This window comes from Allobosea sp. P2_B12, from assembly GCF_056404835.1.
Genome location: NZ_JBFUDG010000017.1, coordinates 56,693 through 80,077, shown reverse-complemented (window position 1 = coordinate 80,077; position 23,385 = coordinate 56,693). Strand labels below are relative to the sequence as shown.

The 23,385-nt window shown below is 65.8% G+C and carries 30 protein-coding genes; 6 read left to right on the top strand and 24 right to left on the bottom strand.

Going from position 1 to position 23,385, the window contains the following annotated elements; all coding sequences use genetic code 11:
- Positions 1 to 438: 438 nt before the first annotated feature.
- The 9 genes from AC1DYU_RS25275 to AC1DYU_RS25235 all read right to left on the bottom strand — a co-directional run bounded on the left by AC1DYU_RS25275 (position 439) and on the right by AC1DYU_RS25235 (position 6,607).
- Positions 439 to 1,542: an anhydro-N-acetylmuramic acid kinase gene (locus AC1DYU_RS25275; protein ID WP_476794020.1), complete on the bottom strand. Its 1,104-nt coding sequence runs from the start codon at positions 1,540 to 1,542 to the stop codon at positions 439 to 441.
- A gap of 5 nt (positions 1,543 to 1,547) precedes the next feature.
- Positions 1,548 to 1,856: a DUF1330 domain-containing protein gene (locus tag AC1DYU_RS25270; protein WP_158483200.1), complete on the bottom strand. Its 309-nt coding sequence runs from the start codon at positions 1,854 to 1,856 to the stop codon at positions 1,548 to 1,550.
- A 2-nt stretch (positions 1,857 to 1,858) separates the two neighbouring features.
- Positions 1,859 to 2,146: a DUF1330 domain-containing protein gene (locus AC1DYU_RS25265; RefSeq protein WP_158483199.1), complete on the bottom strand. Its 288-nt coding sequence runs from the start codon at positions 2,144 to 2,146 to the stop codon at positions 1,859 to 1,861.
- Between the two features lie 54 nt (positions 2,147 to 2,200).
- Positions 2,201 to 2,908, bottom strand: a complete 708-nt coding sequence (pyrF, locus tag AC1DYU_RS25260; RefSeq protein ID WP_476794019.1) for an orotidine-5'-phosphate decarboxylase — start codon at positions 2,906 to 2,908, stop codon at positions 2,201 to 2,203.
- Between the two features lie 335 nt (positions 2,909 to 3,243).
- The gene (locus AC1DYU_RS25255; protein WP_476794018.1) at positions 3,244 to 3,888 is read right to left on the bottom strand and encodes a DsbA family oxidoreductase; all 645 of its coding nucleotides are present in this window, start codon (positions 3,886 to 3,888) and stop codon (positions 3,244 to 3,246) included.
- Positions 3,889 to 3,912: 24 nt separating this feature from the next.
- The gene (locus AC1DYU_RS25250; RefSeq protein ID WP_476794017.1) at positions 3,913 to 4,965 is read right to left on the bottom strand and encodes a lysine-2,3-aminomutase-like protein; all 1,053 of its coding nucleotides are present in this window, start codon (positions 4,963 to 4,965) and stop codon (positions 3,913 to 3,915) included.
- Complete coding sequence (gene epmA, locus AC1DYU_RS25245; protein ID WP_476794016.1) at positions 4,962 to 6,026, bottom strand: EF-P lysine aminoacylase EpmA; 1,065 nt, start codon at positions 6,024 to 6,026, stop codon at positions 4,962 to 4,964. The genes AC1DYU_RS25250 and epmA overlap by 4 nt, the downstream gene beginning before the upstream one ends.
- Before the next feature lie 9 nt (positions 6,027 to 6,035).
- Positions 6,036 to 6,353: a BrnA antitoxin family protein gene (locus tag AC1DYU_RS25240; protein ID WP_158483193.1), complete on the bottom strand. Its 318-nt coding sequence runs from the start codon at positions 6,351 to 6,353 to the stop codon at positions 6,036 to 6,038.
- Entirely contained in the window at positions 6,350 to 6,607 is a 258-nt protein-coding gene (locus AC1DYU_RS25235) for a BrnT family toxin (RefSeq protein ID WP_476794015.1), read from the bottom strand. Before AC1DYU_RS25235 ends, AC1DYU_RS25240 begins: the two co-directional genes overlap by 4 nt.
- Before the next feature lie 152 nt (positions 6,608 to 6,759).
- Here AC1DYU_RS25235 and efp point away from each other — a divergent pair, with 152 nt between their 5' ends.
- On the top strand, positions 6,760 to 7,329 hold the full coding sequence (gene efp, locus AC1DYU_RS25230; RefSeq protein WP_476794014.1) for an elongation factor P: 570 nt from the start codon (positions 6,760 to 6,762) through the stop codon (positions 7,327 to 7,329).
- A 108-nt stretch (positions 7,330 to 7,437) separates the two neighbouring features.
- Complete coding sequence (locus AC1DYU_RS25225; RefSeq protein WP_476794013.1) at positions 7,438 to 7,953, top strand: DUF1993 domain-containing protein; 516 nt, start codon at positions 7,438 to 7,440, stop codon at positions 7,951 to 7,953.
- A 208-nt stretch (positions 7,954 to 8,161) separates the two neighbouring features.
- Here AC1DYU_RS25225 and AC1DYU_RS25220 read toward each other — a convergent pair whose 3' ends face one another.
- Both AC1DYU_RS25220 and AC1DYU_RS25215 read right to left on the bottom strand, forming a co-directional pair.
- A complete protein-coding gene (locus AC1DYU_RS25220; protein WP_476794012.1) occupies positions 8,162 to 8,698 on the bottom strand; it encodes a rhodanese-like domain-containing protein in 537 nt (178 codons plus the stop codon).
- Complete coding sequence (locus tag AC1DYU_RS25215) at positions 8,695 to 9,003, bottom strand: metalloregulator ArsR/SmtB family transcription factor (RefSeq protein WP_158483188.1); 309 nt, start codon at positions 9,001 to 9,003, stop codon at positions 8,695 to 8,697. Before AC1DYU_RS25215 ends, AC1DYU_RS25220 begins: the two co-directional genes overlap by 4 nt.
- Positions 9,004 to 9,080: 77 nt before the next feature.
- Here AC1DYU_RS25215 and AC1DYU_RS25210 point away from each other — a divergent pair, with 77 nt between their 5' ends.
- Complete coding sequence (locus AC1DYU_RS25210) at positions 9,081 to 9,425, top strand: carboxymuconolactone decarboxylase family protein (RefSeq protein ID WP_476794011.1); 345 nt, start codon at positions 9,081 to 9,083, stop codon at positions 9,423 to 9,425.
- Between the two features lie 32 nt (positions 9,426 to 9,457).
- Here AC1DYU_RS25210 and AC1DYU_RS25205 read toward each other — a convergent pair whose 3' ends face one another.
- From AC1DYU_RS25205 to AC1DYU_RS25160, 10 genes are all read right to left on the bottom strand, one after another.
- The gene (locus AC1DYU_RS25205) at positions 9,458 to 10,114 is read right to left on the bottom strand and encodes an MBL fold metallo-hydrolase (protein ID WP_476794010.1); all 657 of its coding nucleotides are present in this window, start codon (positions 10,112 to 10,114) and stop codon (positions 9,458 to 9,460) included.
- A gap of 35 nt (positions 10,115 to 10,149) precedes the next feature.
- Complete coding sequence (locus AC1DYU_RS25200) at positions 10,150 to 10,482, bottom strand: hypothetical protein (RefSeq protein ID WP_476794009.1); 333 nt, start codon at positions 10,480 to 10,482, stop codon at positions 10,150 to 10,152.
- A complete protein-coding gene (locus AC1DYU_RS25195) occupies positions 10,479 to 12,095 on the bottom strand; it encodes a fumarate hydratase (RefSeq protein ID WP_158483205.1) in 1,617 nt (538 codons plus the stop codon). The genes AC1DYU_RS25200 and AC1DYU_RS25195 overlap by 4 nt, the downstream gene beginning before the upstream one ends.
- Before the next feature lie 175 nt (positions 12,096 to 12,270).
- On the bottom strand, positions 12,271 to 12,732 hold the full coding sequence (gene ptsN, locus AC1DYU_RS25190; RefSeq protein ID WP_476794008.1) for a PTS IIA-like nitrogen regulatory protein PtsN: 462 nt from the start codon (positions 12,730 to 12,732) through the stop codon (positions 12,271 to 12,273).
- 85 nt (positions 12,733 to 12,817) lie between these two features.
- Positions 12,818 to 13,405, bottom strand: a complete 588-nt coding sequence (hpf, locus tag AC1DYU_RS25185) for a ribosome hibernation-promoting factor, HPF/YfiA family (protein WP_158483183.1) — start codon at positions 13,403 to 13,405, stop codon at positions 12,818 to 12,820.
- Between the two features lie 131 nt (positions 13,406 to 13,536).
- On the bottom strand, positions 13,537 to 15,066 hold the full coding sequence (gene rpoN, locus AC1DYU_RS25180) for an RNA polymerase factor sigma-54 (RefSeq protein WP_158483182.1): 1,530 nt from the start codon (positions 15,064 to 15,066) through the stop codon (positions 13,537 to 13,539).
- A gap of 271 nt (positions 15,067 to 15,337) precedes the next feature.
- On the bottom strand, positions 15,338 to 16,192 hold the full coding sequence (lptB, locus tag AC1DYU_RS25175; RefSeq protein ID WP_476794023.1) for an LPS export ABC transporter ATP-binding protein: 855 nt from the start codon (positions 16,190 to 16,192) through the stop codon (positions 15,338 to 15,340).
- A 103-nt stretch (positions 16,193 to 16,295) separates the two neighbouring features.
- Complete coding sequence (locus tag AC1DYU_RS25170; protein ID WP_476794007.1) at positions 16,296 to 17,030, bottom strand: LptA/OstA family protein; 735 nt, start codon at positions 17,028 to 17,030, stop codon at positions 16,296 to 16,298.
- Position 17,031: 1 nt separating this feature from the next.
- Positions 17,032 to 17,772, bottom strand: coding sequence for an LPS export ABC transporter periplasmic protein LptC (gene lptC / locus AC1DYU_RS25165; RefSeq protein WP_476794006.1), 741 nt, complete (start codon positions 17,770 to 17,772; stop codon positions 17,032 to 17,034).
- A gap of 154 nt (positions 17,773 to 17,926) precedes the next feature.
- Positions 17,927 to 18,541 (bottom strand): ribonuclease D, encoded by a 615-nt coding sequence (locus tag AC1DYU_RS25160; RefSeq protein ID WP_476794005.1) that lies wholly within the window; start codon positions 18,539 to 18,541, stop codon positions 17,927 to 17,929.
- A gap of 235 nt (positions 18,542 to 18,776) precedes the next feature.
- Here AC1DYU_RS25160 and AC1DYU_RS25155 point away from each other — a divergent pair, with 235 nt between their 5' ends.
- Genes AC1DYU_RS25155 through AC1DYU_RS25145 form a run of 3 tightly spaced genes read left to right on the top strand, consistent with a single transcriptional unit; the run spans position 18,777 to position 21,036 of the window.
- Positions 18,777 to 19,247, top strand: a complete 471-nt coding sequence (locus AC1DYU_RS25155) for a DUF805 domain-containing protein (RefSeq protein ID WP_158483177.1) — start codon at positions 18,777 to 18,779, stop codon at positions 19,245 to 19,247.
- On the top strand, positions 19,199 to 20,392 hold the full coding sequence (gene dapE, locus AC1DYU_RS25150; protein WP_476794004.1) for a succinyl-diaminopimelate desuccinylase: 1,194 nt from the start codon (positions 19,199 to 19,201) through the stop codon (positions 20,390 to 20,392). The genes AC1DYU_RS25155 and dapE overlap by 49 nt, the downstream gene beginning before the upstream one ends.
- Before the next feature lie 56 nt (positions 20,393 to 20,448).
- Positions 20,449 to 21,036 carry a hypothetical protein gene (locus AC1DYU_RS25145; protein WP_476794003.1) on the top strand — a complete coding sequence of 196 codons (588 nt, stop codon included), beginning with the start codon at positions 20,449 to 20,451 and terminating at the stop codon, positions 21,034 to 21,036.
- 22 nt (positions 21,037 to 21,058) lie between these two features.
- Here the strand turns inward: AC1DYU_RS25145 and truA are convergent, their stop codons facing one another.
- The 3 genes from truA to def are packed head-to-tail and all read right to left on the bottom strand — an operon-like array spanning position 21,059 to position 23,348.
- Positions 21,059 to 21,796: a tRNA pseudouridine(38-40) synthase TruA gene (gene truA, locus AC1DYU_RS25140; protein ID WP_476794002.1), complete on the bottom strand. Its 738-nt coding sequence runs from the start codon at positions 21,794 to 21,796 to the stop codon at positions 21,059 to 21,061.
- Positions 21,796 to 22,725 (bottom strand): methionyl-tRNA formyltransferase, encoded by a 930-nt coding sequence (fmt, locus tag AC1DYU_RS25135; RefSeq protein ID WP_476794001.1) that lies wholly within the window; start codon positions 22,723 to 22,725, stop codon positions 21,796 to 21,798. Before fmt ends, truA begins: the two co-directional genes overlap by 1 nt.
- A 44-nt stretch (positions 22,726 to 22,769) precedes the next feature.
- Entirely contained in the window at positions 22,770 to 23,348 is a 579-nt protein-coding gene (def, locus tag AC1DYU_RS25130) for a peptide deformylase (protein WP_476794000.1), read from the bottom strand.
- Positions 23,349 to 23,385: the final 37 nt, after the last annotated feature.

The window sequence follows — 23,385 nt, the reverse complement described above, 5'->3', positions numbered from 1 at the left end:
CACCGAAGTCTCGTTCGATCCAGTCCTTAGACCGGATCCGCAAGAACTCCGCCGTCCACGTTTCTCTTTCTGTCTTCAGTTGTCAAACAGCGTGGCTACACAACAGACAGCAAAGCAACCGATCTCTCGGCTAGCTCGCCTTAGCGTCTCTAGGAAGCGCGTCAACAGCGCCGCTCAGCGGCGGCGCCGTCTCGATGGGCGCTTTATAGGGGCCACCACCCAACGGTGTCAACACAGGATTTGAAAAAATTGCGGCGCAGGTCGCGTTTGTGCGTCCTGCCGCGCATGGAGAGTGGCTTTGGCACCCTCATCGGCCTGCCGAACGCCCCGATTGAGGGCTTCGAACGCCGTTTTGCGCTGAATTTCTGGGAATCGACGAATCGTCGATGGATCAGCGCTGCCCTTGCATAGCCGCCTGCCATCGACAGATTTGTGACATCAGCTGATCGGGTTGAGTCGCCCGCCCGTCAGCGGCCGCGGCACGCCGGTCGTCCCCGGCAGGCTCAGCGGCAGGCCCTTGACCGAGCGGATCGCGAGATAGGCGAAGAGCTGCGCCTCCAGCGCGTCCCCGTCCCAGCCCGCAGCCTCCACCGGTTCGACCGGCACGCCGAGGCGTTGGGACAGGCGCGTCATGACATGGCAGTTGAGCCGCCCCCCGCCCCCCACGAGCCATCGCCGGGGCGCGCGCGGCACATGGCGCAGCGCCGCGACCAGGCTCTCGACGGTGAAGGCTGCAAGCGTCGCGGCGCCGTCTGCGTCGGAGAGCGGTTCGACGATCTGGGCCCGGCGATGGAAATCATTGCGGTCGAGCGATTTCGGCGCCGGCCTGTCGAAGAAGGGATTGTCCATGAAGGCCGCGACGAGATCGTCATGGACGCGGCCGCTCGCGGCGAGCGCGCCATCAGCGTCATAGGCGCGCCCGAGCCGGCGCAGCACGAAGTCGTCGAGGAGCGCGCTGGCGGGGCCGGTGTCGAAGGCTATGACCTCGTTCCCATCGATATAGGTGACGTTGCCGACGCCGCCGAGGTTGAGCACCATCACCGGCTGTTCCATCCCCTGCGCCAAAGCGCGGTGATAGAGCGGGGCGAAGGGCGCCCCCTCCCCGCCTGCCGCCACATCGGCATAGCGGAAGCGATCGACCGTCGGGATGCCGAGGGCTTCGGCCACGGCCGGCCCGTCGATCAACTGCCGCGTGAAGCGCTGCTGCGGGCGGTGATAGACCGTCTGGCCGTGCAGCCCGACGAGATCGATCCTGCCCGGGCCGATCCCCTGTTCCGTGATGAAGCGCCGGATCGCCGCGAGGTGGTCGGCTGTGACAGCCGCCTCCATCTCGACCAGCGGCTCGGTCAGTGCACGCTCCGCTTCCGCGATCAGGGCCTGGAGCGCCTGACGTGTGCTGTCACGATAAGGATAGGAGGCTCCGGCGCCGAAGCTGACGACATCGCGCCCGTCGCTGGTGACGATCGAGACGTCGATGCCGTCCATCGAGGTGCCGCTGATCACGCCGATAGCGGTCAGCATCGGCTTGTCCAGAATGCGCATGTTTCTCAGTCGCCGGGCTGGGCCCCGTCATGGCCGCCGATGATGATGAGATCGACTTGGCCGACCTGGGCGAGATGCTTCACCGCCTCCTGATATTCCGGCGAGGCGTAGCAGGCCCGCGCCGTCGCCTCGTCCTTGAATTCGAGGACGACGTTGTGCTTGCGGCCCTCGCCGCGCGCGAGCTTGTACTCGCCGCCGCGAACCAGGAACTTCGCGCCATACTTCGCGAAGGCAACCGCGTTCAGCGCGCGGTACCGGGCATACTCCTCTTCGTTCTCGACATCGACGCGCGCGATCCAGTAGCCCTTCGCCATGGTCAGGCTCCCTCGACCACGACGAGATCGATGTCGCCGGCGCCCTCGCGCAGCTTCCGCGCCTCTGCATATTCGGGCGAGAACAGGTAGGATCGCGCCGAGGCAAAATCCGCGAATTCGATGATGACGTTGCGGGCGCGGCCTTCGCCCTCGCCCACCGTCATCTGGCCGCCGCGCACGATCGGCGTACCACCATAAATCTTCATGACCTCGGAGGCCTTGGCGGCATAGGCCGCCCATTTCGTCGCGTCGCTGACCTTGGCGCGGCCGATGACATATCCCTTGGGCATGCTCGTCATCCGTCTGGTTGCATCATGTCCGGGTGAATCGGATCGAGCGGGAGCTTAGGAGGCGGCTGCGATCTCGTCCATGATCGCAGCCGCCGCTGCACGCGGGTCCGCCGCGCGGATGATGGGACGCCCGACGACGAGATGGTCGACACCGGCGCGGATCGCCTCGCCCGGCGTCAGGGTGCGCTTCTGATCGCCCGCGGCGCTATCGGCCGGGCGGATCCCCGGCGTGACGATGACCATGTCGCGGCCGATCACATCGCGCACGATCGCGGCCTCGGCGGCGGAGCAGACGATGCCGTCGATGCCGGCGGTGCGGGCCTGCTCGGCGCGCAGCCGCACGAGATCGCGCACCGCGAGGCCGTAGCCAGCATCGCGCAGATCGACATCGTCATAGGAGGTCAGCGCCGTGACCGCGAGCAGCTTCAGCGCGGCGTCTCCCTTGCCTTCCACGGCGCCTCGCATGGTCTGGGGATAGGCATGAACGGTCAGGAAGGTGACGCCAAGCTTGGTCAGGGCTTCGACCCCTTCGGTGACCGTGTTGCCGATGTCGTGGAGTTTCAGATCCAGAAAGACCTTCTTGCCCTCGGCCGAAAGCTGGCGGGCCAGATCAAGACCACCGGCAAAGGCCAGCCTGTAGCCGATCTTGTAGAAGGTCGCGCCGTCGCCCAGCGTCGAGACGATGCGGTAGGCGTCCCAGATCGTCGGCACGTCGAGCGCGATGATCATGCGGTCGCGGAGATCGTTGATCTTCTGTGCCATCGCGCCCTCCGCTGCCTGCGGCGATGGGCCATGATTCGCGCAGGCTTGCAAGCCTGCAGGGAGCGCACATCATCCATTTGAAGGTTCCCATGTGGAGCGCCTTCGCGTGAAGCTGACCGCCACGAGCTGACCTGGTCGCAATCGAACTCTACAGCGACAAGACGAATATCCTGTACCTCACATACAAGCTGACGAACGTGCTCATCACGTCGTTTCAGGCGATCGGAGGCTACGGCGACTAGATACAGACGGAAGGCATGACGCTGAATGCCACAAAGGTCACCTGGGAGCAGTTCAAGCCATAGTCGTCGGCTCCAGGGCACAGCCCATGGTTTTCAGGCGGCGTCCTGCGTCACCTGCGCGAAGACCTGGGCCCAGACATCGGGCGTTTGCGCGCCCGAGACCGCGAGCTTGCCGTCGACGATGAAGAAGGGCACGCCGGTAACGCCGACCTGGGCGGCATGGGCCTCGAGTCCAATGATGGTCTCGCGCAATTCGCCATTGGCGAGTTCGTCGCGCGCCGCCTGTTCGTCGAAGCCCTGTTCGACCGCAATCGCGACCAGCGTTTCGAGATCGCCGATGTCGCGGCCATCTTGCCAATAGGCCTTGAACAGCGCCGCGGTCATGTCGCCGCCGCGCTGGACCGTCGCGGCCGCAGCCACCAGCATATGCGCCATGCGGGTGTTGACGCTCCTCGTCACGCCGGGCCAGTTGAAGGTGACCCCGCTTTCAAGCGCGGCCTCCGACAGGCGCACCTCGATCTCGCGGCGCTTTCCGGCACCGAACTTCGCCTCGAGATATTGCGTGCGGTCCATGCCTTCGGCCGGCATGTCGGGATTGAGCTCATAGGGCAGCCAGGTGATGGCGACGCGCTCGGTCAGGCCATGGCGGGCAAGCGCCGTCTCGAGCCTGGCCTTGCCAATGAAGCACCAGGGGCAGGCGATGTCGGAGACGATCGCGATCGGCAGTTTGTCCTGCATGTGAATGTCCTTCGCAGTTGGCCGTCACGCCGGCGGATAGCTGTGGCGCGCGCCATGGCGGTCTTCGGCAAGAGCCTCGGCGCCGGGCGTCTCGCAGGCCGACAGAAAAGCGGGGCCAACCGGGATCTTTCCTGCCCCGCCGGGGATGTCGAGGATATAGGTCGGCTGGCACAGCCCTGAAAGATGGCCTCGCAGGCTTTTGACGAGGGCCTGCCCCTCCTCCAGCGAAAGCCGGAAGCGCGCCGTACCGGGCGCGAGATCGGGGTGGTGCAGGTAATAGGGCTTCACCCGGTTCTCGACGAAGGCCCGCATCAGCGCCGACAGCGTCTCGACATCGGCGTTGACGCCCTTGAGCAGCACGCTCTGGCTGAGCAGGACATGGCCGGCATCGGCGAGCCTCGCCATCGCCGCACAGGCGGCGGCGGTGAACTCGCGCGGATGGTTGGCATGAACAGTGATGTAGCTCGCCTTGCCGGGAACGCGCAGGGCCTTCGCATAATCGGTGGTGATGCGCTCGGGATCGACGATCGGCACGCGCGTATGCCAGCGCGCGACCTTGATATGGGGGATTGCGGCAAGCCGGCGGGCGACGTCGCGCACACGGCGGGCCGACATGATGAAGGGGTCGCCACCGGTCATGATCACCTCCCAGATCTCGGGGTGATCGGCGAGATAGGCCAGCGCCGCATCGAGCTTGTCGCCGGTCAGCGCGTCGCCGCCGGGCCCCACCATCTCGCGACGGAAGCAGAAGCGACAATAGACCGGGCAGGCATGGACGAGCTTGAGCAAGGCGCGGTCGGGATAGCGATGCACCACGCCCTCGACCGGCGAATGCGCGTCGTCGCCGATCGGATCGGCGAGCTCCTGCGGCATGGTGACGAGTTCGGCGGGATCGGGGATGAACTGCCGCGCGATCGGGTCGGCGGGATCGGCGGGGTCGATGAGACCCGCCATGGCCGGCGTCACCGCGACCGCATAGCGCGCCGCCACCGCATCGAGCGCCGCGCGCCGATCGGGCGCGACAAGGCCCTGCGCGATCAGCGCATCGATGCTGCGGAGCGGAGTGTGGATCGTCATGCCCCTCCCCTGCCCGGTTCGGCGACCGGCGTCCAGAGCACGTCCTCGATGCGGCGCGCACCGGTGCAAAGCATCACCAGCCGGTCGAAACCCAGCGCGATGCCGCTCGCTTGCGGCATCTGCGCAAGCGCGGCGAGGAAATCCTCGTCGATCGGATAGCGCTCGCCATAGATGCGCTGCTTCTCGTCCATGTCCGCCTCGAAGCGCCGGCGCTGCTCACCTGCGTCGGTCAGTTCACCGAAGGCATTGGCGAGTTCAACGCCGCAGGCATAGAGCTCGAAGCGCTCCGCCACACGGGGATCGCCGGGCTTGGGACGGGCAAGCGCGGCCTCCGAGATCGGGTACTCGCACAGGATCGTGGCGCGGCCACGGCCCAGATGAGGTTCGATCCTCTCGGACAGGATGCGGCTGAAGATGTCGGACCATGTGTCGTCTTCGGCGACACGGATGCCAGCCTCGATCGCATCCGCGGCAAGCCCGCCGCGATCAACCTCGTGGTCGGCGGTCACCGTGCGCAGCAGGTCGATGCCGGCATGGTGGATGAAGGCCTGTTGCAGCGTCAGGCGCTGGGGCTCGACGAAGGGATCGGCCTCGACGCCGCGCCAGCGCAGCGTAACTGCGCCCGCAGCCCGCGCCGCCTCCGCCATGAGCGCGGCGCTGTCTTGCATCAGCGTCTCATAGTCCTCGCCGGCACGATACCATTCCAGCATCGTAAATTCCGGGTGGTGCAGGGCCGTGCGCTCACGGTTGCGGAAGACGCGGGCGAAATCGAAGATGCGGCGCTCGCCCGCCGCCAGCAGCTTCTTGGCGGCGAATTCGGGCGAGGTGTGCAGATAATAGGGATGGCCCGCGCCGGCATCGTCGATCAAGGTCGTGCCGAAGCCGTGCAGATGCGTCTCGTTGCCGGGCGAGACCTGCAGGATCGCCGCCTCGACCTCGACGAAATCGCGCACCTCGAACCAGCGCCGGAGTGCCGCCTTGATGCGGTTGCGCGCCAGCAGCGCCGGGCGCCGGTCGGCATGGATGTCGGGCCGCCAGAAGGGCGGGTGGCCTGCTGTCATGACCGGCGATCAGCCTGCCTGCTTGAGCAGCGCTTCGCGCAGGATGTCGTTGATGCGGGTCTGCCAGCCGGGGCCGCCCGCCTTCGCCCGCTCCAGAACGTCCTGATCGAGCCGCAGGGAGACCAGCTTCTTGGTGGGGGCTTTTTGGGGTCCGCGTTCGCCGCGGCCGCGCCGATGTTCGCGCATCAATTCGACGAGATAGGGAGGCAGCACCTCATAGGCGGGGCGCGCCAAGGCGAAATCGGCCTCGGTGAGTTCGCGCACCTCTCCTTCCTCGTCAGTGAGAGGTGGAAGGTCGAATGCCGTCTTAATCTGCCGCTTGCTCATATGTCGCCACCTCCCTTGCGTTCGCCTTGCGAAAACTGATCACGCGGATGGCCGTCGGGGATCGGTGTGAAGCAGACCACGAAAACGCGGCCGCCGATCAATCCAGATGAAACAAAGCGCGGCTCCGGATAAACGAAGCGCTTGTCCTCATGCGTCTGGGCGGATTCCCAGGCGAACCCGTCGACCAACGTGAAATTCAATCCGCGTTCGCGGATGTTGCGCTCGTTCTTTGCCGGGTCGAACGTGATCTTCACAGTTTAATTGTATCTACGCCCACAGGATGTCAAGCGACGGAGCGTTTGAGAACGGCGCGGCCGCTTCCGTTTCGGCCCTTAATGCGGTAGTTGCGCGGCAACGAATTCGCACAATGCGCGCAAGGCGCAGCGCAAGCTCAGGACAGCTCCATATGGTCAAGGTCATCGCCTCCTCCGTCCGCAAGGGCAATGTGCTCGAACTCGACGGGCATCTCTGCTCGGTTCTCTCGGCCGAGAGCTTCTTCCCCGGCAAGGGCACGCCGACGACGCAGATCGACATGCGCCGGATCCATGACGGTACCAAGATGACGCAGCGCTACAAGACGACCGAGCAGGTCGAGCGCGCCTATGTCGAGGATCGCGACTACACCTATCTCTACCAGGACGGCGAGCAGTACGTCTTCATGAACCCCGAAACCTTCGAGCAGATCAATGTCGACGGCGACGTGGTCGGCGATATGGCGCCCTATCTCCAGGAAGGCATGAAGGTTTCGCTGTCCGTGTTCGAGGAGAGGGCCGTCTCGATCGAGCTGCCGCAGCGCGTCACCGTCGAGGTCGCCGAGACCGAGCCGGTCACCAAGGGCCAGACGGCGTCGTCCTCCTACAAGCCGGCGATCCTGGTCAATGGCGTGCGCACCGCCGTGCCGCCGCATATCGGCCCGGGCGTGCGCATCGTCGTGATGACGACCGACGGCTCCTATGTCGAGCGCGCCAAGGACTGAGGCGGGACGATCGATCGCGCCGCGCCGATGTAATCGACGACGCAGATGTTATATCGGCGACGCAGCGGGCCCTCTCCGGGCCCGTTTTCGTTTTTCGAGGATAGCCCCATGACGCTCACCACCCGCGCCGTTCTCTCCGGCGTCACCCAGACGCTCAAGGCGCTCGACGCCATTCTCGACAAGGCCGTGACCCAGGCCGCCGAGCGCAAGATCGACCCCGCCGTTCTGCTGTCCTCGCGGCTCGCGCCCGACATGCTGCCGTTCACGCGGCAGGTCCAGCTTGCCTGCGATTTCGCCAAGAATCTGGTGGCGCGGGTCGGCGGCGGCGAGAATCCGAAATTTCCCGATGAGGAAAAGACCGTCGAGGAACTCAAGGCGCGCATCGCCAAGGTTCTGGCCTTCGTCGCGGCGGCCGACGATGCGGCGCTCGATGCCGGCCTTGCCAAGGACGTCACCTTCCCGCGCGGCCCCTCGGCGACGGTGACGTTGAAGGGCGAGGTCTATGTGACGCGCTTTGCCCTGCCGAATTTCTATTTCCACGCCGCGACCGCCTACAACATCCTGCGCGAGAACGGCATTCACGTCGGCAAGAGCGATTTTCTGCTGGGTGTCTTCGACGCCTGAGCGGACGCCATCTTGAAACCGCCGCATTGCTCACCCATATGAGCGTCACGGCGATGTCGAGGACGTTCCAAAGTCCTCCAGCGCCGCAGAAGACGGCCATGAGCCGAACGTTTGACGCCGGATGTACGCGCACCCGTTCAGGACATGGCCGTTGGTTCTTCCAGGGCCCGTAGCGGATTTCCGCTGCGGGTCTTTTCGTTTTCAGCCTTCACGCCGCCGACCGGCCGGATCTGTTCCAGGGCATCCGCGATAACAGCAGCCCCAGCCCGCACCAGCCTGTGACGCCCGCGAAGATCAGCAGAGCCCCGAAGAAGCCGGCCAGCGCGAAGCCAGGGCGCCAGCCCGAGAAGCCGGCAAGCACGGCCAGGAACACGAAGGCGCCGACCCCGACCTGCACCTGCCGGAAGAGCGACGGCGCACCGCCGCCTGAGCGGACGACAGGAAGGCCAGCCGCCTTCCAGCCCTCGATCCCACCGTCGAGATTATAGACTTCGCGCCCCGCCGCGTTGCCGGTCATGGTGCAGGCCTTCTCGCCGCGCGCGCCTTTCTGGCACTGGAAAATCACCTTGCGGCCAGTGCAAGCTTGCGGGCTGGAGAACACGCCCGGCACGGCGTCGAGCGGCACCGACATAGCACAGGCGATGTGCTCCCCCTTAAACTCGTCAGGGTCGCGGACATCGACCAGCACGGCCTCGCCCGCCGCCAGCCATTGCGCGGCCAGCCGCGCCTCTATCGTCTGCGTCACGTTGAAGCCTTCCCGCAAAAGTGAACGTATAGAACCGCCATGATTTCCATCACGGCGGGATGGTCGATGTAGTACTTCAGCACACGATGCTCCCGGCGGAAGTCGACGATCTTCTCGGCCTTCAACTTGGCGAGATGCTGCGACATCGATGTCTGTGCAATGCCGGTTTGCGCGATCAGATCCGAGACGCTGCGCTCGCCTTTCGACAACGCGCACAGGATGAGCAGCCGGTGCGGGCTCGCCAACCCCTTGAGAAAATCCGCCACCTCGGTCGCCTGCCCGGACATCGCTTCGGTCAGGTCCATTGCGATCCCTCTTTACATTACATGTTTTTCTAATATCATGATTCTATGAATTGTAAAGCGTCCAGGAAGGAACCGTCATGACGAAGGACTACCGCGAGATCACGCGAGACATTTCGGCCTATACGGGCGAACTCCGAAAACTCGCACCGGACGCGATGCAGGGGTTCCATGCCCTGGCGAAGGCAGCCGGCGCCGACGGCCAGCTCGACAAGAAGACCAAGGAACTGATCGCTCTCGCGATCGGGATCACGCAGCGCTGCGACGGCTGCATCGGCTTTCACGCCAAGGCTCTGACGGGGCTGGGCGCGACACGTGCCGAGGTCGCCGAAGTCGCGGCGATGGCCGTCTATATGGGCGGCGGCCCGGCCTTGATGTACGCCGCCGATGCGTTACGCGCCTGGGACCAGTTCGCGGCGGGATGAACGTCGCCGCGACATGTCGGCTGAAGGCGCGATCAGTCCCGCAGGAACTGGTTGTTGAGCCGCTCCTCGCCCAGCGTGCTCGCCGGCCCATGCCCGGGTAGGAACTGCACGTCGTCGCCAAGCGGCAGAAGCTTGGCCTTGATGCCGGCGATCAGCGTCTCGTGGCTGCCATAGGGAAAATCGGTGCGGCCGACCGAGCCGGCGAAGACCGTGTCGCCGGCAAGCAGGAAGCGCAGATCCTTCTGGAAGAAGGTGACATGGCCGGGCGTATGGCCCGGCACATGCTGGACGGAGAAGCCCACCTCCCCGACCGAGATCTCGTCGCCCTCGGCGAGCCAGCGCGTCGGCGTCACCGCCTTCATGTCGAGGATGTCGAAGCGCAGCCCCGAGGTCGGCAGATCGTCGAGCAGGAACTTGTCGGCCTCATGCGGCCCGATCACCGGGATCGACAGCGTCTCCGACAGTTCGGTCGCACCGCCGGCATGGTCGAGATGGCCATGGGTCAGCCAGATCGCGGCCGGCGTCACGCCGATCTCCTTGAGCGCGCCGAGAATGATCGGAACATCGCCGCCGGGATCGACGATCGCCGCCTGCATCGTCTTCGTGCACCAGATGATCGAGCAATTCTGCTGGAACGCTGTCACCGGCACGACGGCAATCTGGAGCGGCGGCTGGGGCTGTTCGGTCATCGGGGTCCTTCTCGCGGGTTCTCGGCCAATGGCGTTCAGCGCTTGCCGCAGCGGCTGGAGAGCAGGACGCGGTAATCTGCCAGTTCGGAATCCATCATGGCGACATTCTGCTCGCGCTGGGCGCCGCTCTGGCAGGTCGCAAAGACGGCGCGCGAACTCTGCAGGAAGCCGACATGCTCGCGCCATGTCCGACACTGGGTCGCCAGATCGGCATTCGCCACGCCAGCGAGCCGCGTCTGCTGCCGGCGTAGCGCGCCCTCGTTCTGGAAGAGGTCGCGCGAACAGGTTGCCGGCTGGTTCTGGGCGTAGGCCGCTTCGGAAACCGGGACCAGGGCGAGTGCGAGGCCCAAAAGTGCGATGCCCCTCATCCGAGGTTCAACTCCTTGAAGAAGTCGTTGCCCTTGTCGTCGATGACGATGAAGGCGGGGAAATCCTCGACCTCGATGCGCCAGACAGCCTCCATGCCGAGTTCGGGATATTCGAGGACCTCGACCTTCCGGATGCAGTCCTGCGCCAGGCGTGCGGCGGGACCGCCGATCGAGCCGAGATAGAAGCCGCCATGGCGTTTGCAGGCTTCCCGCACGGCGGCCGAGCGGTTGCCCTTGGCCAACATCACCATGGACCCGCCGAAGGACTGGAACTGGTCGACGAACGAGTCCATGCGGCCTGCCGTCGTCGGCCCGAACGACCCCGAGGCCATGCCGTCGGGCGTCTTGGCCGGGCCGGCATAATAGACCGGGTGGTTCTTGAGATAGTCGGGCATGCCCTGCCCGCTTTCCAGCCGCTCGCGGATCTTGGCGTGGGCGGAATCGCGCGCGACGATGATCGTGCCGGTGAGGGACAGCCGGGTCTTGACCGGATACTTCGTCAGTGTCGCCAGGATTTCGCTCATCGGCCGGTTGAGGTCGACCTTGACGACATCGCCGCCGAGCGAGGCGTCCTCGACCTCGGGCAGGTATTTCGAGGGGTCCGTCTCCAGCGCCTCGAGGAAGATGCCGTCCCGGGTGATCTTGCCCTTGGCCTGACGATCGGCCGAGCAGGAGACGCCGAGCCCGATCGGCAGCGAGGCGCCATGTCGCGGCAGCCGGACGACGCGCACGTCATGGCAGAAATACTTGCCGCCGAACTGGGCGCCGACGCCGAGCGCCTGCGTCATCTTGTGGACCTCCTCCTCCATCTCGAGGTCGCGAAAGGCGTGGCCCGAGGGCGATCCGGAGGTCGGCAGCGCGTCCAGATATTTCGTCGAGGCGAGCTTGACGGTCTTGAGGTTCTGCTCGGCCGAGGTGCCGCCGATGACGATGGCAAGGTGATAGGGCGGGCAGGCGGCCGTGCCGAGCGTCAGGATCTTCTCCTTCAGGAAGGCCATCATCCGGTCCTTGGTCAGGAGCGAAGGCGTCGCCTGGAACAGGAAGGTCTTGTTGGCCGAGCCGCCGCCCTTGGCGACGAAGAGAAATTTGTAGGCGTCCTCACCTTCCGCATAGATGTCGATCTGGGCCGGCAGGTTGGTGGCGGTGTTCTTCTCCTCGAACATCGAGAGCGGCGCGACCTGCGAATAGCGCAGATTGCGCTTGAAATAGGCGTCCGCGACGCCCTCGCCCAAGGCCTGCTCGTCTTCGCCTGCGGTCCAGACCATGCGGCCCTTCTTGCCCATGATGATCGCGGTGCCGGTATCCTGGCACATCGGCAGCACGCCGCCGGCAGCGATATTGGCATTCTTGAGCAGGTCATAGGCGACGAACTTGTCGTTCGAGGTCGCCTCGGGATCGTCGAGGATCTTCGAGAGCTGGGCGAGATGGCCCGGTCGCAGCAGATGGTTGATGTCGATGAAGGCCTGTTCGCTGAGGCTGCGGATCGCCTCACGTGAAACGCTCAGGACCTCGCGATCACCGAGCTTCTCGACCGTGACACCGTCGCTGCCGAGCTTGCGATAGGGCGTCTTGTCCTCGCCGAGCGGAAAGAGATCGACATGGGTATAGGCCATCGGCGGCACTCCGGCATTGAACGGCGGTCCCTCGGTGCGCTGCACCAGGAAGGATCGCCGGATCGAATAGACGATGTTGCGATCTGGTCAAATGCAAGAGAGCGCGAGAGTGCGGGAGATTGCGAGGGGCTCGGCCAGCCGCGCGCCCGGCACATCGCGCGCGGTCGCGCTGCGCTTACGCCGCCTTGGCGGCCGTCTCTGCCAGGATCGCATAGATCGCCGCGGGATCGCGAATGCTGCGGACCTGTTCGAGCACCGCCTGGTTGCGCAGCACGCGGGCGACGCGGGCCAATGCCTTGAGATGGTCGGCACCGGCGCCTTCTGGCGCGATCAGCACGAAGATGATGTCGACCGGCTGGCCGTCGAGCGCCTCGAAGTCGATCGGTTTCTCGGCACGGGCAAACAGCCCGATCAGCCGATCGATACCCGGCATGCGGCCATGCGGGATAGCGATGCCATCGCCGATGCCGGTCGAGCCCAGGCGCTCACGCTGAAGCAGCGCCTCATAGAGATCACGTTCAGGCAGGCCGCCGACACGCGCCGCATGCTGCGCCAGTTCCTGCAGCGCCTGCTTCTTGCCATTGGCCCGCAGCGGCGAAATCACCGCTGCAGGTGTCAGGAGATCAATCAGCGTCATGCGCCAGTCCATGCATGTCCCATGCCGCGATCGAAGAGGCTTGCGGCAGGGTCAGGTTCGGGGGTCGCGCGGTCGCCCGCCAGACCTACGACAATGCGGACGGCGGATCGATCCAGCCGATATTGCCGTCGCGGCGGCGGTATACGACGTTCGTCCTGCCATTGCCAGCATGGCGGAAGATGATCACCGGCGCACCGGTCAGGTCGAGCTCCGCAACGGCGTCGCCGACCGTCATGACATGCAGGGATTTGGTCGATTCGGCGACGATCACGGGGTTGTCGCCGGCTCCGTCGAGCTCGATCTCCTCGATTTCCTCATCGGGAGCCGCAATCACATAGCTGGGGATTTCGACGCCGGGCTCGCGGCCATTGGTCTGCGCGGAGCGATCCTTGAGGCGTCGCTTGTAGCGACGCAGGCGCTTCTCGATACGTTCAGCCATCTTGTCGAGGCTGGCATAAGCGTCATGCGCCGTGCCTGAGGCTTCGAGCGTGATTCCCGAGGACAGATGCAGCACGCCGTCCGTCTTGAAGGCAGTGCCGTCCTTTCCGACCGTGACGTGGCCCTGATAGCCACCCTCGTAATATTTGCTGAGAGCGGCAGCCACGCGGGCCTCGGCCTGGCCGCGCAGGGCCTCGCCGACATCGAGATTCTTGCCGGAGATTCGCAAGCTCATGGAGTGCTTCCCCTTGTTTAGCCATGGCCAGGAGATCGGCCATCCATGGGAGCTAAGGACCGTGAGTCCGCGATGTCAATGCAGCGGGGCCGACATGGCATCCATGCACCGAACCTTCGGAACAAAATGCCTCAGCGGCTGCCCATCGCCATCGCAACCTTCTCGCGGCGCCGCTCCATGGAGGAGGGAATCCGCAGGGATTCGCGGTATTTGGCGACGGTCCGGCGGGCGATGTCGATGCCGCCGGCTTTCAGCCGCGCCACGATCGCGTCGTCGGAGAGGACGTCGGCCGGCGCCTCGTCGTCGATCATCTGCCTGATACGGAAGCGCACGGCTTCGGCCGAATGGGCCTCGCCATAGCCGGTGGCGGCGATCGCGGCCGAGAAGAAATACTTCATCTCGAAGACGCCGCGCGAGCAGATCAGGTATTTGTTCGAGGTGACGCGCGAGACGGTCGATTCATGCATGCCGATGGCGTCGGCGACCGTCTTGAGGTTCAGCGGCCGCAGATGCTCGACGCCATGGGCGAAGAAGCCGTCCTGCTGGCGCACGATCTCGCTGGCGACCTTGAGGATGGTGCGGGCGCGCTGCTCCAGCGACCGCGTCAACCAGTTTGCCGTCTGCAGGCATTCGGCGATGAAGGCCTTGTCCTCGTCCTTGCGGGCGGCCTTCGAGACCTTGGCGTGATAGGTCTGGTTGATCAGCACACGCGGTAGCGTGTCGGGGTTCAGATCGACCAGCCAGGAGCCATCGGGCGCGGCGCGGATGAAGACGTCGGGCACCACCGTCTCGGCCGTCGAGCCGCCGAAGCCGCGTCCGGGCTTGGGATCGAGCCGCCGGATCTCGGCGACCATGTCGGCGATGTCCTCGTCATCGACGCCGCAGAGGCGCTTCAACGCAGCGAAATCGCGCTTGGCGACGAGGTGAAGATTGGCGACGAGCACCTGCATGGCGGGGTCGAAGCGGTCGCGATCGCGCAGCTGGATCGAGAGGCATTCACAGACGTCGCGTGCCGCCACCCCTGACGGATCGAAGCTCTGGACGATACGCAGGACGCCTTCGACACGGGCAATCGAGACGCCCAGCCGCTCGGCGATGTCGGGCAGCGCCTCGCCTAGATAGCCGGAATCATCGACCGCATCGATCAGATGGCGGCCGATCAAGCGGTCGGCCGGATCATTGACCGCAAGGTCTAGCTGGGTGCTGAGATGGTCGTGCAGCGAGGCCTCGACCGTCAGGCTACTCTCGAAGCCCTCCGGCCCCTCCTCGAAGGAGCCGCCCGAACCACCATAGGCGCCACCGATGATCGGGAGACTGTCGGCGCCGCGCGTATCGAGCCTGGCCACGCTCGGCTGCTCGCCCTGGAAGACGTTGTCGAGCCCGGTGCCGAGGCGGTTTTCCATGCCCTCCTGGCTGTTCAGACTCTCGGCGCGATCGTAGCTGTCGGCATCCGCCGCATGCACGTTGTCGCCGCCATTGGCCTGAAACGGCCCGTCGGTGGCATCGTCGCGCTCCAGCAGCGGATTGCGCTCGAGTTCGCCCTCGACGAAATTCTGCAGCTCGAGATGCGACAATTGCAGAAGCTTGATCGCCTGCAGAAGCTGCGGCGTCATCACCAGGGACTGGCCCTGGCGCAGCTCCATGCGCGGCATCATCGCCATTGCGGCATCGACCCTTCCATGCCAGCGCGCCAATTCGGCACACTTCTTGCTTGGAGGGGAGACTAGCGCCGTCTGGCCGGCGCGTCAAAGCCTTGCCTCATGATTGAGCACGGAAAATCGTGCACTGCAACATGAGCGCAAAATGGCAGGTTTGGAATTCGCTATTAGCGAGGCCCGCCGCTGCACCACAGCAGCCGTTAACGACCGCCAGCCCAGCCCTCTTTTTAGACTTTCGCCGGGATGACAGCGGCGAAGCCGCAGGGAACTGGCCCTAAAGCCGGAAATCCTCGCCCAGATAGACGCGGCGCACGTCCGGGTTTGCGATGATCTCGGCCGGCGAGCCCTCGGTCAGCACGCGGCCCGAATGGATGATGTAGGCGCGATCGACCAAGCCCAGCGTCTCGCGGACGTTGTGATCGGTGATCAGGACGCCGATGCCACGATCGGTCAGCTGCCGCACCAGCGCCTGGATGTCGCCGACCGCGATCGGATCGATGCCGGCGAAGGGCTCGTCGAGCAGGATGAAGGAGGGCTTGCCGGCAAGCGCGCGGGCGATCTCGCAACGCCGCCGCTCGCCGCCCGATAGCGCAATCGAGGGCGCCTTGCGCAGGCGCGCGATGTTGAACTCTTCCAGCAGCGTATCGAGCTGCCGGTCGCGGGCTTTCCGGTTCGGCTCGACCACCTCGAGGACGGCGCGGATGTTGTCCTCGACGCTCAGGCCGCGAAAGATCGAGGCCTCCTGCGGCAGGTAACCGATGCCCAGCCGCGCGCGCTGGTACATCGGCAGCTGCGTGATGTCGTGGCCTTCCAGCGAGATCGTGCCGAGATCTGCGGCGACGAGGCCGGTGATCATATAGAAAATCGTGGTCTTGCCGGCGCCATTGGGGCCGAGCAGGCCGACGGCCTCGCCCTGGCGCAGATGCAGGCTCGCATCGCTGACGACCATGCGGCCACCATAGCTCTTGCGCAGACCGCTGACCGCGAGGATGCCGGCGCCGCCGATCGCCGCAGCTTCCGAGGCGCCGATGCCGACCACGTTTTCACTGCCACCGAAGCGGCCGAACAGGCGCCGGAACACCCCTGCGCTGCGCCGATGGGTCGGCGACGCCTCGCGGATGGGCGCCATGTCGAATTGCGGCATGTGGGAAATCGTCACTGCGAGGGACTGCGCCTGGTCTGGGAGTTGCGGATGCCTGGACCGCGCCGGGTAGGCGCGGGCCAGGGCCGGCTCAGTTGGTCGGGGTCGCTGGCTTGGCGCCGGTCGCAGGCTTCGTGCCGGTCTTGGCGTCTGTCTTGCCGGCTTCCGTCGAGTTCGGCACGAAGAAGCCCTGGACGCGCCCGCCCTTGTTGGTCTCGACATTGGCGATGCCGGTGACGGTGTTGTAGGTCAGCTTCTCACCGCGCGTGATGTTGGGGCCGTCGTTCAGCGCAACATTGCCGGTCATGATGACCTGGTTGTTGGCGCGGTCGAACACGGCATTGTCGGAGGTCGCGGCCTGCGTCTTCGAGACCACCGTGACCGGCCCTTTGCACTCGATGCGTTTGATCGAGCTGTCTCCCGACCCCGCCGGCGCCCCAGGCGTGGCCGGAGTCGCTGTTGGCGTCGCGGCAGGGGCGCCCGTGGCGCGCGCCGCTCCGGCGCCCTGCCCGCCCCGGCCCTCATAAAACACGGTCATGATCGTGCAGCGAACCGTCGTCTCGCCCTGGACGGCGACGACATTGCCGCTGAACACGGCGCGATTGTCCTTGTCGAGCACGTCGAGCTTGTCGGCGTCGATCTTGATCGGCTCCTTGCTGTCGCCGCCGAGCCCGCCGAGCGGCGAGTTCGCGCCGCCACGGGCACGGGCCTGGGCCAGCGCATCCTGCGGGGCAAAGACGGCCATCGCCACAGCGACGGACATCAGTGCTGCGGCGGAGCCTGTCGCGACACGGAGGAAGCTGAAGGGGTGAATGGCTAGCTGCATGTCACTGTCCCGTACCGTTCGGCTGATTGCCGGTCGAAGACGCCTCATCGGAGGGCGGATTGCGCCCCGACGACTGGAGCAATTCCAGCTGCGGCGTGCTGCCCTCGCGCTCCGGACCGGCGATCGTCCCGGCAGGCGCATTCGGAATATAGGCGCGGACCCGGCCCTGGAAAACGATCAGTGCGCCATTGTCCTTCACGTCGAGCGTATCGGCATCGATCGTCGTGGTGCCCAGGCTGACCTTGACCGGTTCCTTCGACACCACTGTGCCGCCCTTGAAGTCAACATCGGCGGTCCGCATGCGAATGTCGTAGCCGGCCTCGGTCTTGACATGGACATCGTCGACCAGCCGCAGCTTTTCCTTCTGCGTGTCGAAGAGACCGGACTTCGCGTTCACCGTGACCCAGCCCTCGCGCTCCATCTGGAGCCGGGCGGTCAGCTTCTGCAACTCGACCTGCGTCGGATTGCGGATTTCCTGGAGCGCGGCTTCGGCGGTAACCTCATAGGGCCGGTTGTCCTTGCGATAGCCCGAGAGGCGCGGTGTTTCCATCCGGACCTTGCCGCCGGTGATGCCGACCGCACCCAGCGACACATTGGCGACGCCGCGCAGCGGATTCAGAAACGGCACCACGATCAGGCCGAGAACCGCGACGAGCGCGCCAAAGGGAATGGCACGGCGCAGGAAGCGCACCAGCATGGTGTGCCGGCGCGCGGCTCCGAAGGCCGCAGCGCTGCGGGTCATAGGCCCCACAGGGCGGGCGGCCCAGTCATTGGATGTCATCGCCACAGTCATGTCCCGCGCAATGGCAGTCGCTAACGGCTTTTTCGTGTCGTCCGCCACGCGCCCCCACGCCGGCCAATCACAGCCAGACTGACGCAAGATGGCTTATAATTTGTCAAGTATGGGCAAAAATATCGGTCTCGGCCCAGCCCGCCAGATCGAGCTCGGCCCGGAAGGGGAGGAAGTCGAAGCAGGCCCTGGCGAGATGCGTGCGGCCCTCGCGGGCGAGCATCGTCTCCAGCCGCGCATACAGCGCGTGCAGGTGCAGTACATCCGACGCCGCGTAAGTGAGCTGGGCGTCGCTCAGCGTGTCAGCGCCCCAGTCGGAGGATTGCTGCTGCTTGGAGAGGTCGACGCCGAGCAGCTCCCGCACCAGATCCTTCAACCCGTGCCGGTCGGTATAGGTGCGCGTCAGCTTGGAGGCGATCTTGGTGCAGTAGATCGGGCCGGTGACGACGCCGAAGGCCTGGCGCAGCACCGCGACATCGAAGCGCGCGAAATGGAACAGCTTCAGGACCGCCGGATCCTCCAGCAGGCGCACCAGATTGGCCGGGCGCTCGGCGCCTTTCGGGATCTGGACGACGTCGGCGGTGCCGTCGCCGCGCGAGAGCTGAATGACGCAGAGCCGGTCGCGATGCGGGTTGAGGCCCAGCGTCTCGGTGTCGATCGCAATGCTGGCGCCGGCGTCGAACCCATCAGGCAGGTCGCCGCGGTGGAAACGGATGGTCATCTCGCAAACCTCGCTCGGGCGCCCAAGCGCCCCTCAAACGGATGCAGCCACGTCCGCGCCGCAACTGAATTTCGTCTGCGCCATGCCAACACCTGCCGCCGCAGCTAGCGGCGCGGAGCGCGGCGTTCAAGCGTTTTCTGGAGAGGACCGCTCGCGGCCGCGTTAACCGTTTATTCACCATAAGCTTTCCGGCCGTGATGCGGCATGGCAGAAAGGCGACATCGGAGCTTCAACGATGTTTTTTTTCCGCCTGTTCACCGATTTCGAAGGACGCATCGGCCTGCGCCATTTCTGGCTGGGCAGCGCGCTGGTCGCGCTGGCCCTGCTCGGCGTCCAGCAACTCGCACCGGCGCTGTCCTTCTTCCATGCAGAGCAGATCGTCGCCTTCGCCAATGCCTTCGCGCTGTTTCCTTGGGCGGCACTGGCCGCCAAGCGTGCGACGGATCGCGGCAGCGCACCGCTCTACGGCATCATCCTGATCTGCACGATTGTGCTGCCTGGCCAGTTGCAACCCTGGCTGCCCTATGCCTGGGCGCCCTCGCTCGACACGGTCTCGCTGATCGCCTGGCTGTTCGCGCTGGTTGATCTCGGCCTGATGCCCTCGGCGCAGGGTGGAGAGCCGCTTGCAGGACGCGACGGCGATGCTAAAGCCGGACGATGGACAAGCCAGCACTCGCCTTCGATCCCCTCGACCCCGTCGCTCTGACGCAGGCACTGATCCGCTGCCCATCGGTGACGCCGCATGAAGGCGGCGCACTGACGCTGCTCGATGCCGTGCTCTCGGCGCAAGGTTATCGCGTCGAGCGGCCCGTCTTCACCGCGCCGGGCATGCCGGAGATCGAGAACCTCTATGCCCGGATCGGCACGGAGGGACCTGTTTTCGTCATCGCTGGCCATACCGATGTCGTGCCGGTCGGCGACGCAGCCGCCTGGACGCGTGATCCCTTCGGCGGCGTCCTCGAAGACGGCGTTGTGCATGGGCGCGGCGCCTGCGACATGAAGGGCGGGCTTTCCGCGATGATGGCGGCGGCGCTGCGCTTCCGGCGCGACAATCCGAACGCTCCCGGCTCGATCGCCTTTCTCGTCACCGGCGACGAGGAAGGCCCGGCCGTCAACGGCACCGTCAAACTGCTCGACTGGGCGCATGCACGAGGCGAACGCTTCGACCACTGCCTGCTGGGCGAACCGACCAATCCGGTCGCGATGAGCGACATGATCAAGATCGGTCGGCGTGGCTCGCTGACCGGCAAACTCACCGTCAACGGCAAGCAGGGCCACGTCGGCTATCCCCATCTCGCCGACAATCCGATCCGCGGCATAGTGCGATTACTGGCGGCGCTCGACGCCGCGCCGCTCGACCAGGGCACCCAGCATTTCGATCCGAGCAATCTCGAGGTCACGACGCTCGATGTCGGCAATCCCGCGACCAATGTCGTGCCGGCGCAGGCGAAGGCCGTGTTCAACATTCGCTTCAACGATGTCTGGACGCCGGAGACGCTGGCTGCCGAAATCGAACGGCGGCTGCGCGAGGCGGCGGGCAACACCGTGCGCTACGAGATCAGTTTCGAGCCGACCAATTCGGTCGCCTTCCTGACGCAGCCTGGGCCGTTCGTCGCGATGGTCGCGGATGCGGTCGAGGCTGAGACGGGCCAGCGCCCGGCGCTCTCGACCACCGGCGGCACCTCGGATGCGCGCTTCATCAAGAGCTATTGCCCGGTGGTGGAGTACGGCCCGGTCGGCAAGACCATGCATCAGGTCAACGAATCCGTGGCGGTCGCGGACCTGGTGGCGCTGGAGCGGATCACGCATCGTTTACTCACGGCTTATTTTGCAGTGCAGCATGAGGCTTGACGCTGGAGCCGGTTAGGCCAATATTCGCCTTAGACGAAAGTCTAAGGAAGTGGATCATGAGGCTTGCTGCTGAGGACGTGACGCGGTCGCTGCGCGGTTCGTGGCATTTGATGACTCGGGGCTCCGAGGCGCTCCAGGAACTCGACCTGACGCGCGACGGCTTCTGGCGCTCGTTCCTTGCCTTCGCGCTGATGCTGCCGGCCACCATCGCCATCCTGGCCGCAGTGCGGCTGCTCGCCGGGCTGCCCAACTCGGCCGGGTTGTTCGCCTCGCCGGCCTTGGCCATGGCCGTGATCGGAGCCGAACTGCTCGCCGTTCTGGCGGTGCCCGCTCTCCTGATCGCACTCGCGCCGAACCTCGCCCATGCGCCGCGCTTCACCAGCTTCGTCATCGCCTGGAACTGGGCGGGAATCGTCTCGGCCAGCCTGATGGCCGTGCCGGCCGCCGTGTTCGCCATCGGCTGGTCGAACCCGAACCTCGCCGCGATGCAGGCGCTGGCCTTCGGCGCGATCGTGCTGCGGCTGCGCTACTGCGTGGCGCGCGCCGCCTTCGGCAAGGAGAGCGCGATCGCGGCTCCGATCGCGCTGGCGAGCGTGATCGCGGATTACGGCGTGGTGCGCCTCTTCGGGCTGCTGCCGCTGTGACGCGACGGATCGCGCGGCGCCCTCAATAGTCCACCCCTGCCAAATAAAGCCCGCAGGGCGGCGCCAGCGCGGCGCATTGCGAGCGGTCGCACGCCGCCAGGACCTTGCCCAGCTTGTTCTCCGGCCAGCGTCCGGCGCCGACCATCTTCAGGCAGCCGACGATCGAGCGGACCTGATGGTGCAGGAAGGAGCGGGCGTGGACATAGACCACGATCTCGTCGCCCTCGCGGCGGACATCGAGCCGGTCGAGCGTCCGCATCGGGCTGTTGGCCTGGCATTCGGCGGCACGGAAGGTGGTGAAGTCGTGATGGCCGAGCAGCGCCTTGGCCGAGCGGTCCATCGCCTCGTGATCGAGCTTCACCGGCACATGCCAGAGCCGGTCGCGGTCGAGCGCCGGCTGTGCCCGCCGGTCGATGATGCGGTAGAGGTAGTAGCGTCGCTTCGCGGAAATCCGCGCGTCGAAATCGTCGGGTACGGCTTGCGCGCTCACAACCGCGACCGGCAGGCGCTTGAGCCGGGCATTGCTGGCGTCACGCACCACGTCGGTGCGCCAGTCCTTGTCGAGATCGACATGGGCGACCTGATGCGTGGCATGGACGCCGGCATCGGTTCTGCCCGCGCAATGCAGCCTGACCGCATGGCCGCAGAAGGCCTGAATCGCCTCCTCGACGCTTTGTTGTACGGACGGCCCGTTGAGCTGGCGCTGCCAGCCCGAGAAGGGCGTGCCGTCATATTCGATGACGAGCTTGTAGCGCGGCATCAGAGCATGACGCCGGCGGTGAGCCTCGCTCCGCGGAGGAATTCGGCGCCGCTGACCGGCCTGCCGCCGGCCCGCTGGACCTGGATCAGCTTCACGGCGCCTTCAGCACAGGCAACCGTGCCTTCGTCGTCGAGCAGCATGCCGGGCTCGGCCGCGCCGCCGGCAAGCGCCGTGCGCAGGATCTTCAGGCGTTCGGACCCCTTGCCGAGATCGATCTCGGCGAAAGCGCCCGGAAAGGGCGCAAGACCCCGCACGAGATCATGCACCTGCCTCGCCGGGCGGGCCCAGTTCAGCTTCGCCTCGGCATTGCCGATCTTGGCGGCATAGGTGACGCCGACCTCGGGCTGCGGCGTGAAACGCAAGGCGCCACGGCCGAGCGCCGCCAGCGCCCGCACCATCAGATCGGCACCCAGCGGCGCCAGCCGGTCGTGCAGTTCGCCCGACGTCATATCGGGGCCGATCTCCAGCCGCTCGACCATGCCGACCGGGCCGGTGTCGAGGCCCGCCTCCATCTTCATGACGCAGACGCCGCTCTCGGCATCGCCGGCCATGACCGCGCGCTGGATCGGAGCCGCACCGCGCCAGCGCGGCAGCAGCGAGCCGTGCAGGTTGAGGCAGCCGAGCTCCGGCAGATCGAGGATCGCTTGCGGCAGGATCATGCCATAGGCGACGACGACCGCGACATCCGCATCATGCGAGGCGATCTGCTCCGCGACCTCCGCGGTCTTCAGCGTCGAGGGCGTGAACACCGGGATGCCGAAGCGCTCGGCCGCCTTATGCACGGGAGAGGGCTTGAGTTCGAGGCCGCGCCCGGCCTGCGCCGGGGCGCGGGTGTAGCAACTCACGACCTCGTGGCCCTGGCCGATGATCTCGGTGAGGGTCGGCACCGCGAAATCGGGCGTGCCCATGAAGATGACGCGCAAACTCATACGCTGGATGTTACCTTAAACGCGCCATACGGCGGTATGCTTGCTCAGGCGACGCCGTCGCGTTTGGCCTGCTTGGCGAAGCGCTTGGTGACGCGCTCGCGCTTGAGGCGCGAGAGATGATCGATGAACAGGACGCCGTTGAGGTGGTCGATCTCGTGCTGCAGGCAGGTCGCCAGCAGGCCCTCCGCCTCGATCTCCTGGCGCTTGCCGTCGAGATCCGTATAGGCGACCTTGACTGAGGCCGGGCGCTCGACCTCCTCGTAATATTCGGGGATCGAGAGGCAGCCTTCCTCATAGACGCTGGTCTCATCCGAAGACCAGGTGATCTCGGGGTTGATGAAGGCCATCGGCTCGCGCGGCTGGGCGTCACGCTTCTCCTGCGCCTCGCCGCTTTCCGGCTCGTCCTCCTCCGCCTCGCTCGCGGCCCGCTTGGCGACGTCGAGCGTCACGACGCGCCAGGGCGCGCCAATCTGGATGGCGGCGAGGCCGATGCCGGGCGCATCATACATCGTGTCGAACATGTCGGCGACGAGTGTGCGGATTTCGGGTGTGATCTCCTCGACCGGGGTCGAGACCAGCCGAAGCTGGGCATCAGGCAGGATGACGAGTGGGCGGATGGCCATGGACGGGTTTCTGCGCGGGTTTTCGTGACGAACCGGC

Bases quoted from the DNA above. Each gene is read 5' to 3' on its own strand.
- efp (WP_476794014.1), top strand. From the start codon at position 6,760: ATGGTCAAGGTCATCGCCTCCTCCGTCCGCAAGGGCAATGTGCTCGAA.
- AC1DYU_RS25255 (WP_476794018.1), bottom strand. From the start codon at position 3,888: ATGCAGGACAAACTGCCGATCGCGATCGTCTCCGACATCGCCTGCCCC.
- AC1DYU_RS25265 (WP_158483199.1), bottom strand. From the start codon at position 2,146: ATGCCCAAGGGATATGTCATCGGCCGCGCCAAGGTCAGCGACGCGACG.
- lptB (WP_476794023.1), bottom strand. From the start codon at position 16,192: ATGGCGCCCATCCGCGAGGCGTCGCCGACCCATCGGCGCAGCGCAGGG.
- pyrF (WP_476794019.1), bottom strand. From the start codon at position 2,908: ATGGCACAGAAGATCAACGATCTCCGCGACCGCATGATCATCGCGCTC.
- truA (WP_476794002.1), bottom strand. From the start codon at position 21,796: ATGCCGCGCTACAAGCTCGTCATCGAATATGACGGCACGCCCTTCTCG.
- dapE (WP_476794004.1), top strand. From the start codon at position 19,199: ATGGACAAGCCAGCACTCGCCTTCGATCCCCTCGACCCCGTCGCTCTG.
- AC1DYU_RS25210 (WP_476794011.1), top strand. From the start codon at position 9,081: ATGACGAAGGACTACCGCGAGATCACGCGAGACATTTCGGCCTATACG.
- AC1DYU_RS25270 (WP_158483200.1), bottom strand. From the start codon at position 1,856: ATGGCGAAGGGCTACTGGATCGCGCGCGTCGATGTCGAGAACGAAGAG.
- rpoN (WP_158483182.1), bottom strand. From the start codon at position 15,066: ATGGCGATGATGCCGCGCATGGAGCTGCGCCAGGGCCAGTCCCTGGTG.
- AC1DYU_RS25275 (WP_476794020.1), bottom strand. From the start codon at position 1,542: ATGCGCATTCTGGACAAGCCGATGCTGACCGCTATCGGCGTGATCAGC.
- AC1DYU_RS25145 (WP_476794003.1), top strand. From the start codon at position 20,449: ATGAGGCTTGCTGCTGAGGACGTGACGCGGTCGCTGCGCGGTTCGTGG.
- AC1DYU_RS25195 (WP_158483205.1), bottom strand. From the start codon at position 12,095: ATGGCCTATACCCATGTCGATCTCTTTCCGCTCGGCGAGGACAAGACG.
- hpf (WP_158483183.1), bottom strand. From the start codon at position 13,405: ATGAGCTTGCGAATCTCCGGCAAGAATCTCGATGTCGGCGAGGCCCTG.
- AC1DYU_RS25240 (WP_158483193.1), bottom strand. From the start codon at position 6,353: ATGAGCAAGCGGCAGATTAAGACGGCATTCGACCTTCCACCTCTCACT.
- AC1DYU_RS25170 (WP_476794007.1), bottom strand. From the start codon at position 17,030: ATGCAGCTAGCCATTCACCCCTTCAGCTTCCTCCGTGTCGCGACAGGC.
- epmA (WP_476794016.1), bottom strand. From the start codon at position 6,026: ATGACAGCAGGCCACCCGCCCTTCTGGCGGCCCGACATCCATGCCGAC.
- ptsN (WP_476794008.1), bottom strand. From the start codon at position 12,732: ATGACGCTGATTGATCTCCTGACACCTGCAGCGGTGATTTCGCCGCTG.
- AC1DYU_RS25205 (WP_476794010.1), bottom strand. From the start codon at position 10,114: ATGACCGAACAGCCCCAGCCGCCGCTCCAGATTGCCGTCGTGCCGGTG.
- AC1DYU_RS25155 (WP_158483177.1), top strand. From the start codon at position 18,777: ATGTTTTTTTTCCGCCTGTTCACCGATTTCGAAGGACGCATCGGCCTG.
- AC1DYU_RS25200 (WP_476794009.1), bottom strand. From the start codon at position 10,482: ATGAGGGGCATCGCACTTTTGGGCCTCGCACTCGCCCTGGTCCCGGTT.
- fmt (WP_476794001.1), bottom strand. From the start codon at position 22,725: ATGAGTTTGCGCGTCATCTTCATGGGCACGCCCGATTTCGCGGTGCCG.
- AC1DYU_RS25225 (WP_476794013.1), top strand. From the start codon at position 7,438: ATGACGCTCACCACCCGCGCCGTTCTCTCCGGCGTCACCCAGACGCTC.
- def (WP_476794000.1), bottom strand. From the start codon at position 23,348: ATGGCCATCCGCCCACTCGTCATCCTGCCTGATGCCCAGCTTCGGCTG.
- AC1DYU_RS25160 (WP_476794005.1), bottom strand. From the start codon at position 18,541: ATGACCATCCGTTTCCACCGCGGCGACCTGCCTGATGGGTTCGACGCC.
- AC1DYU_RS25250 (WP_476794017.1), bottom strand. From the start codon at position 4,965: ATGACGATCCACACTCCGCTCCGCAGCATCGATGCGCTGATCGCGCAG.
- AC1DYU_RS25215 (WP_158483188.1), bottom strand. From the start codon at position 9,003: ATGGACCTGACCGAAGCGATGTCCGGGCAGGCGACCGAGGTGGCGGAT.
- lptC (WP_476794006.1), bottom strand. From the start codon at position 17,772: ATGACCCGCAGCGCTGCGGCCTTCGGAGCCGCGCGCCGGCACACCATG.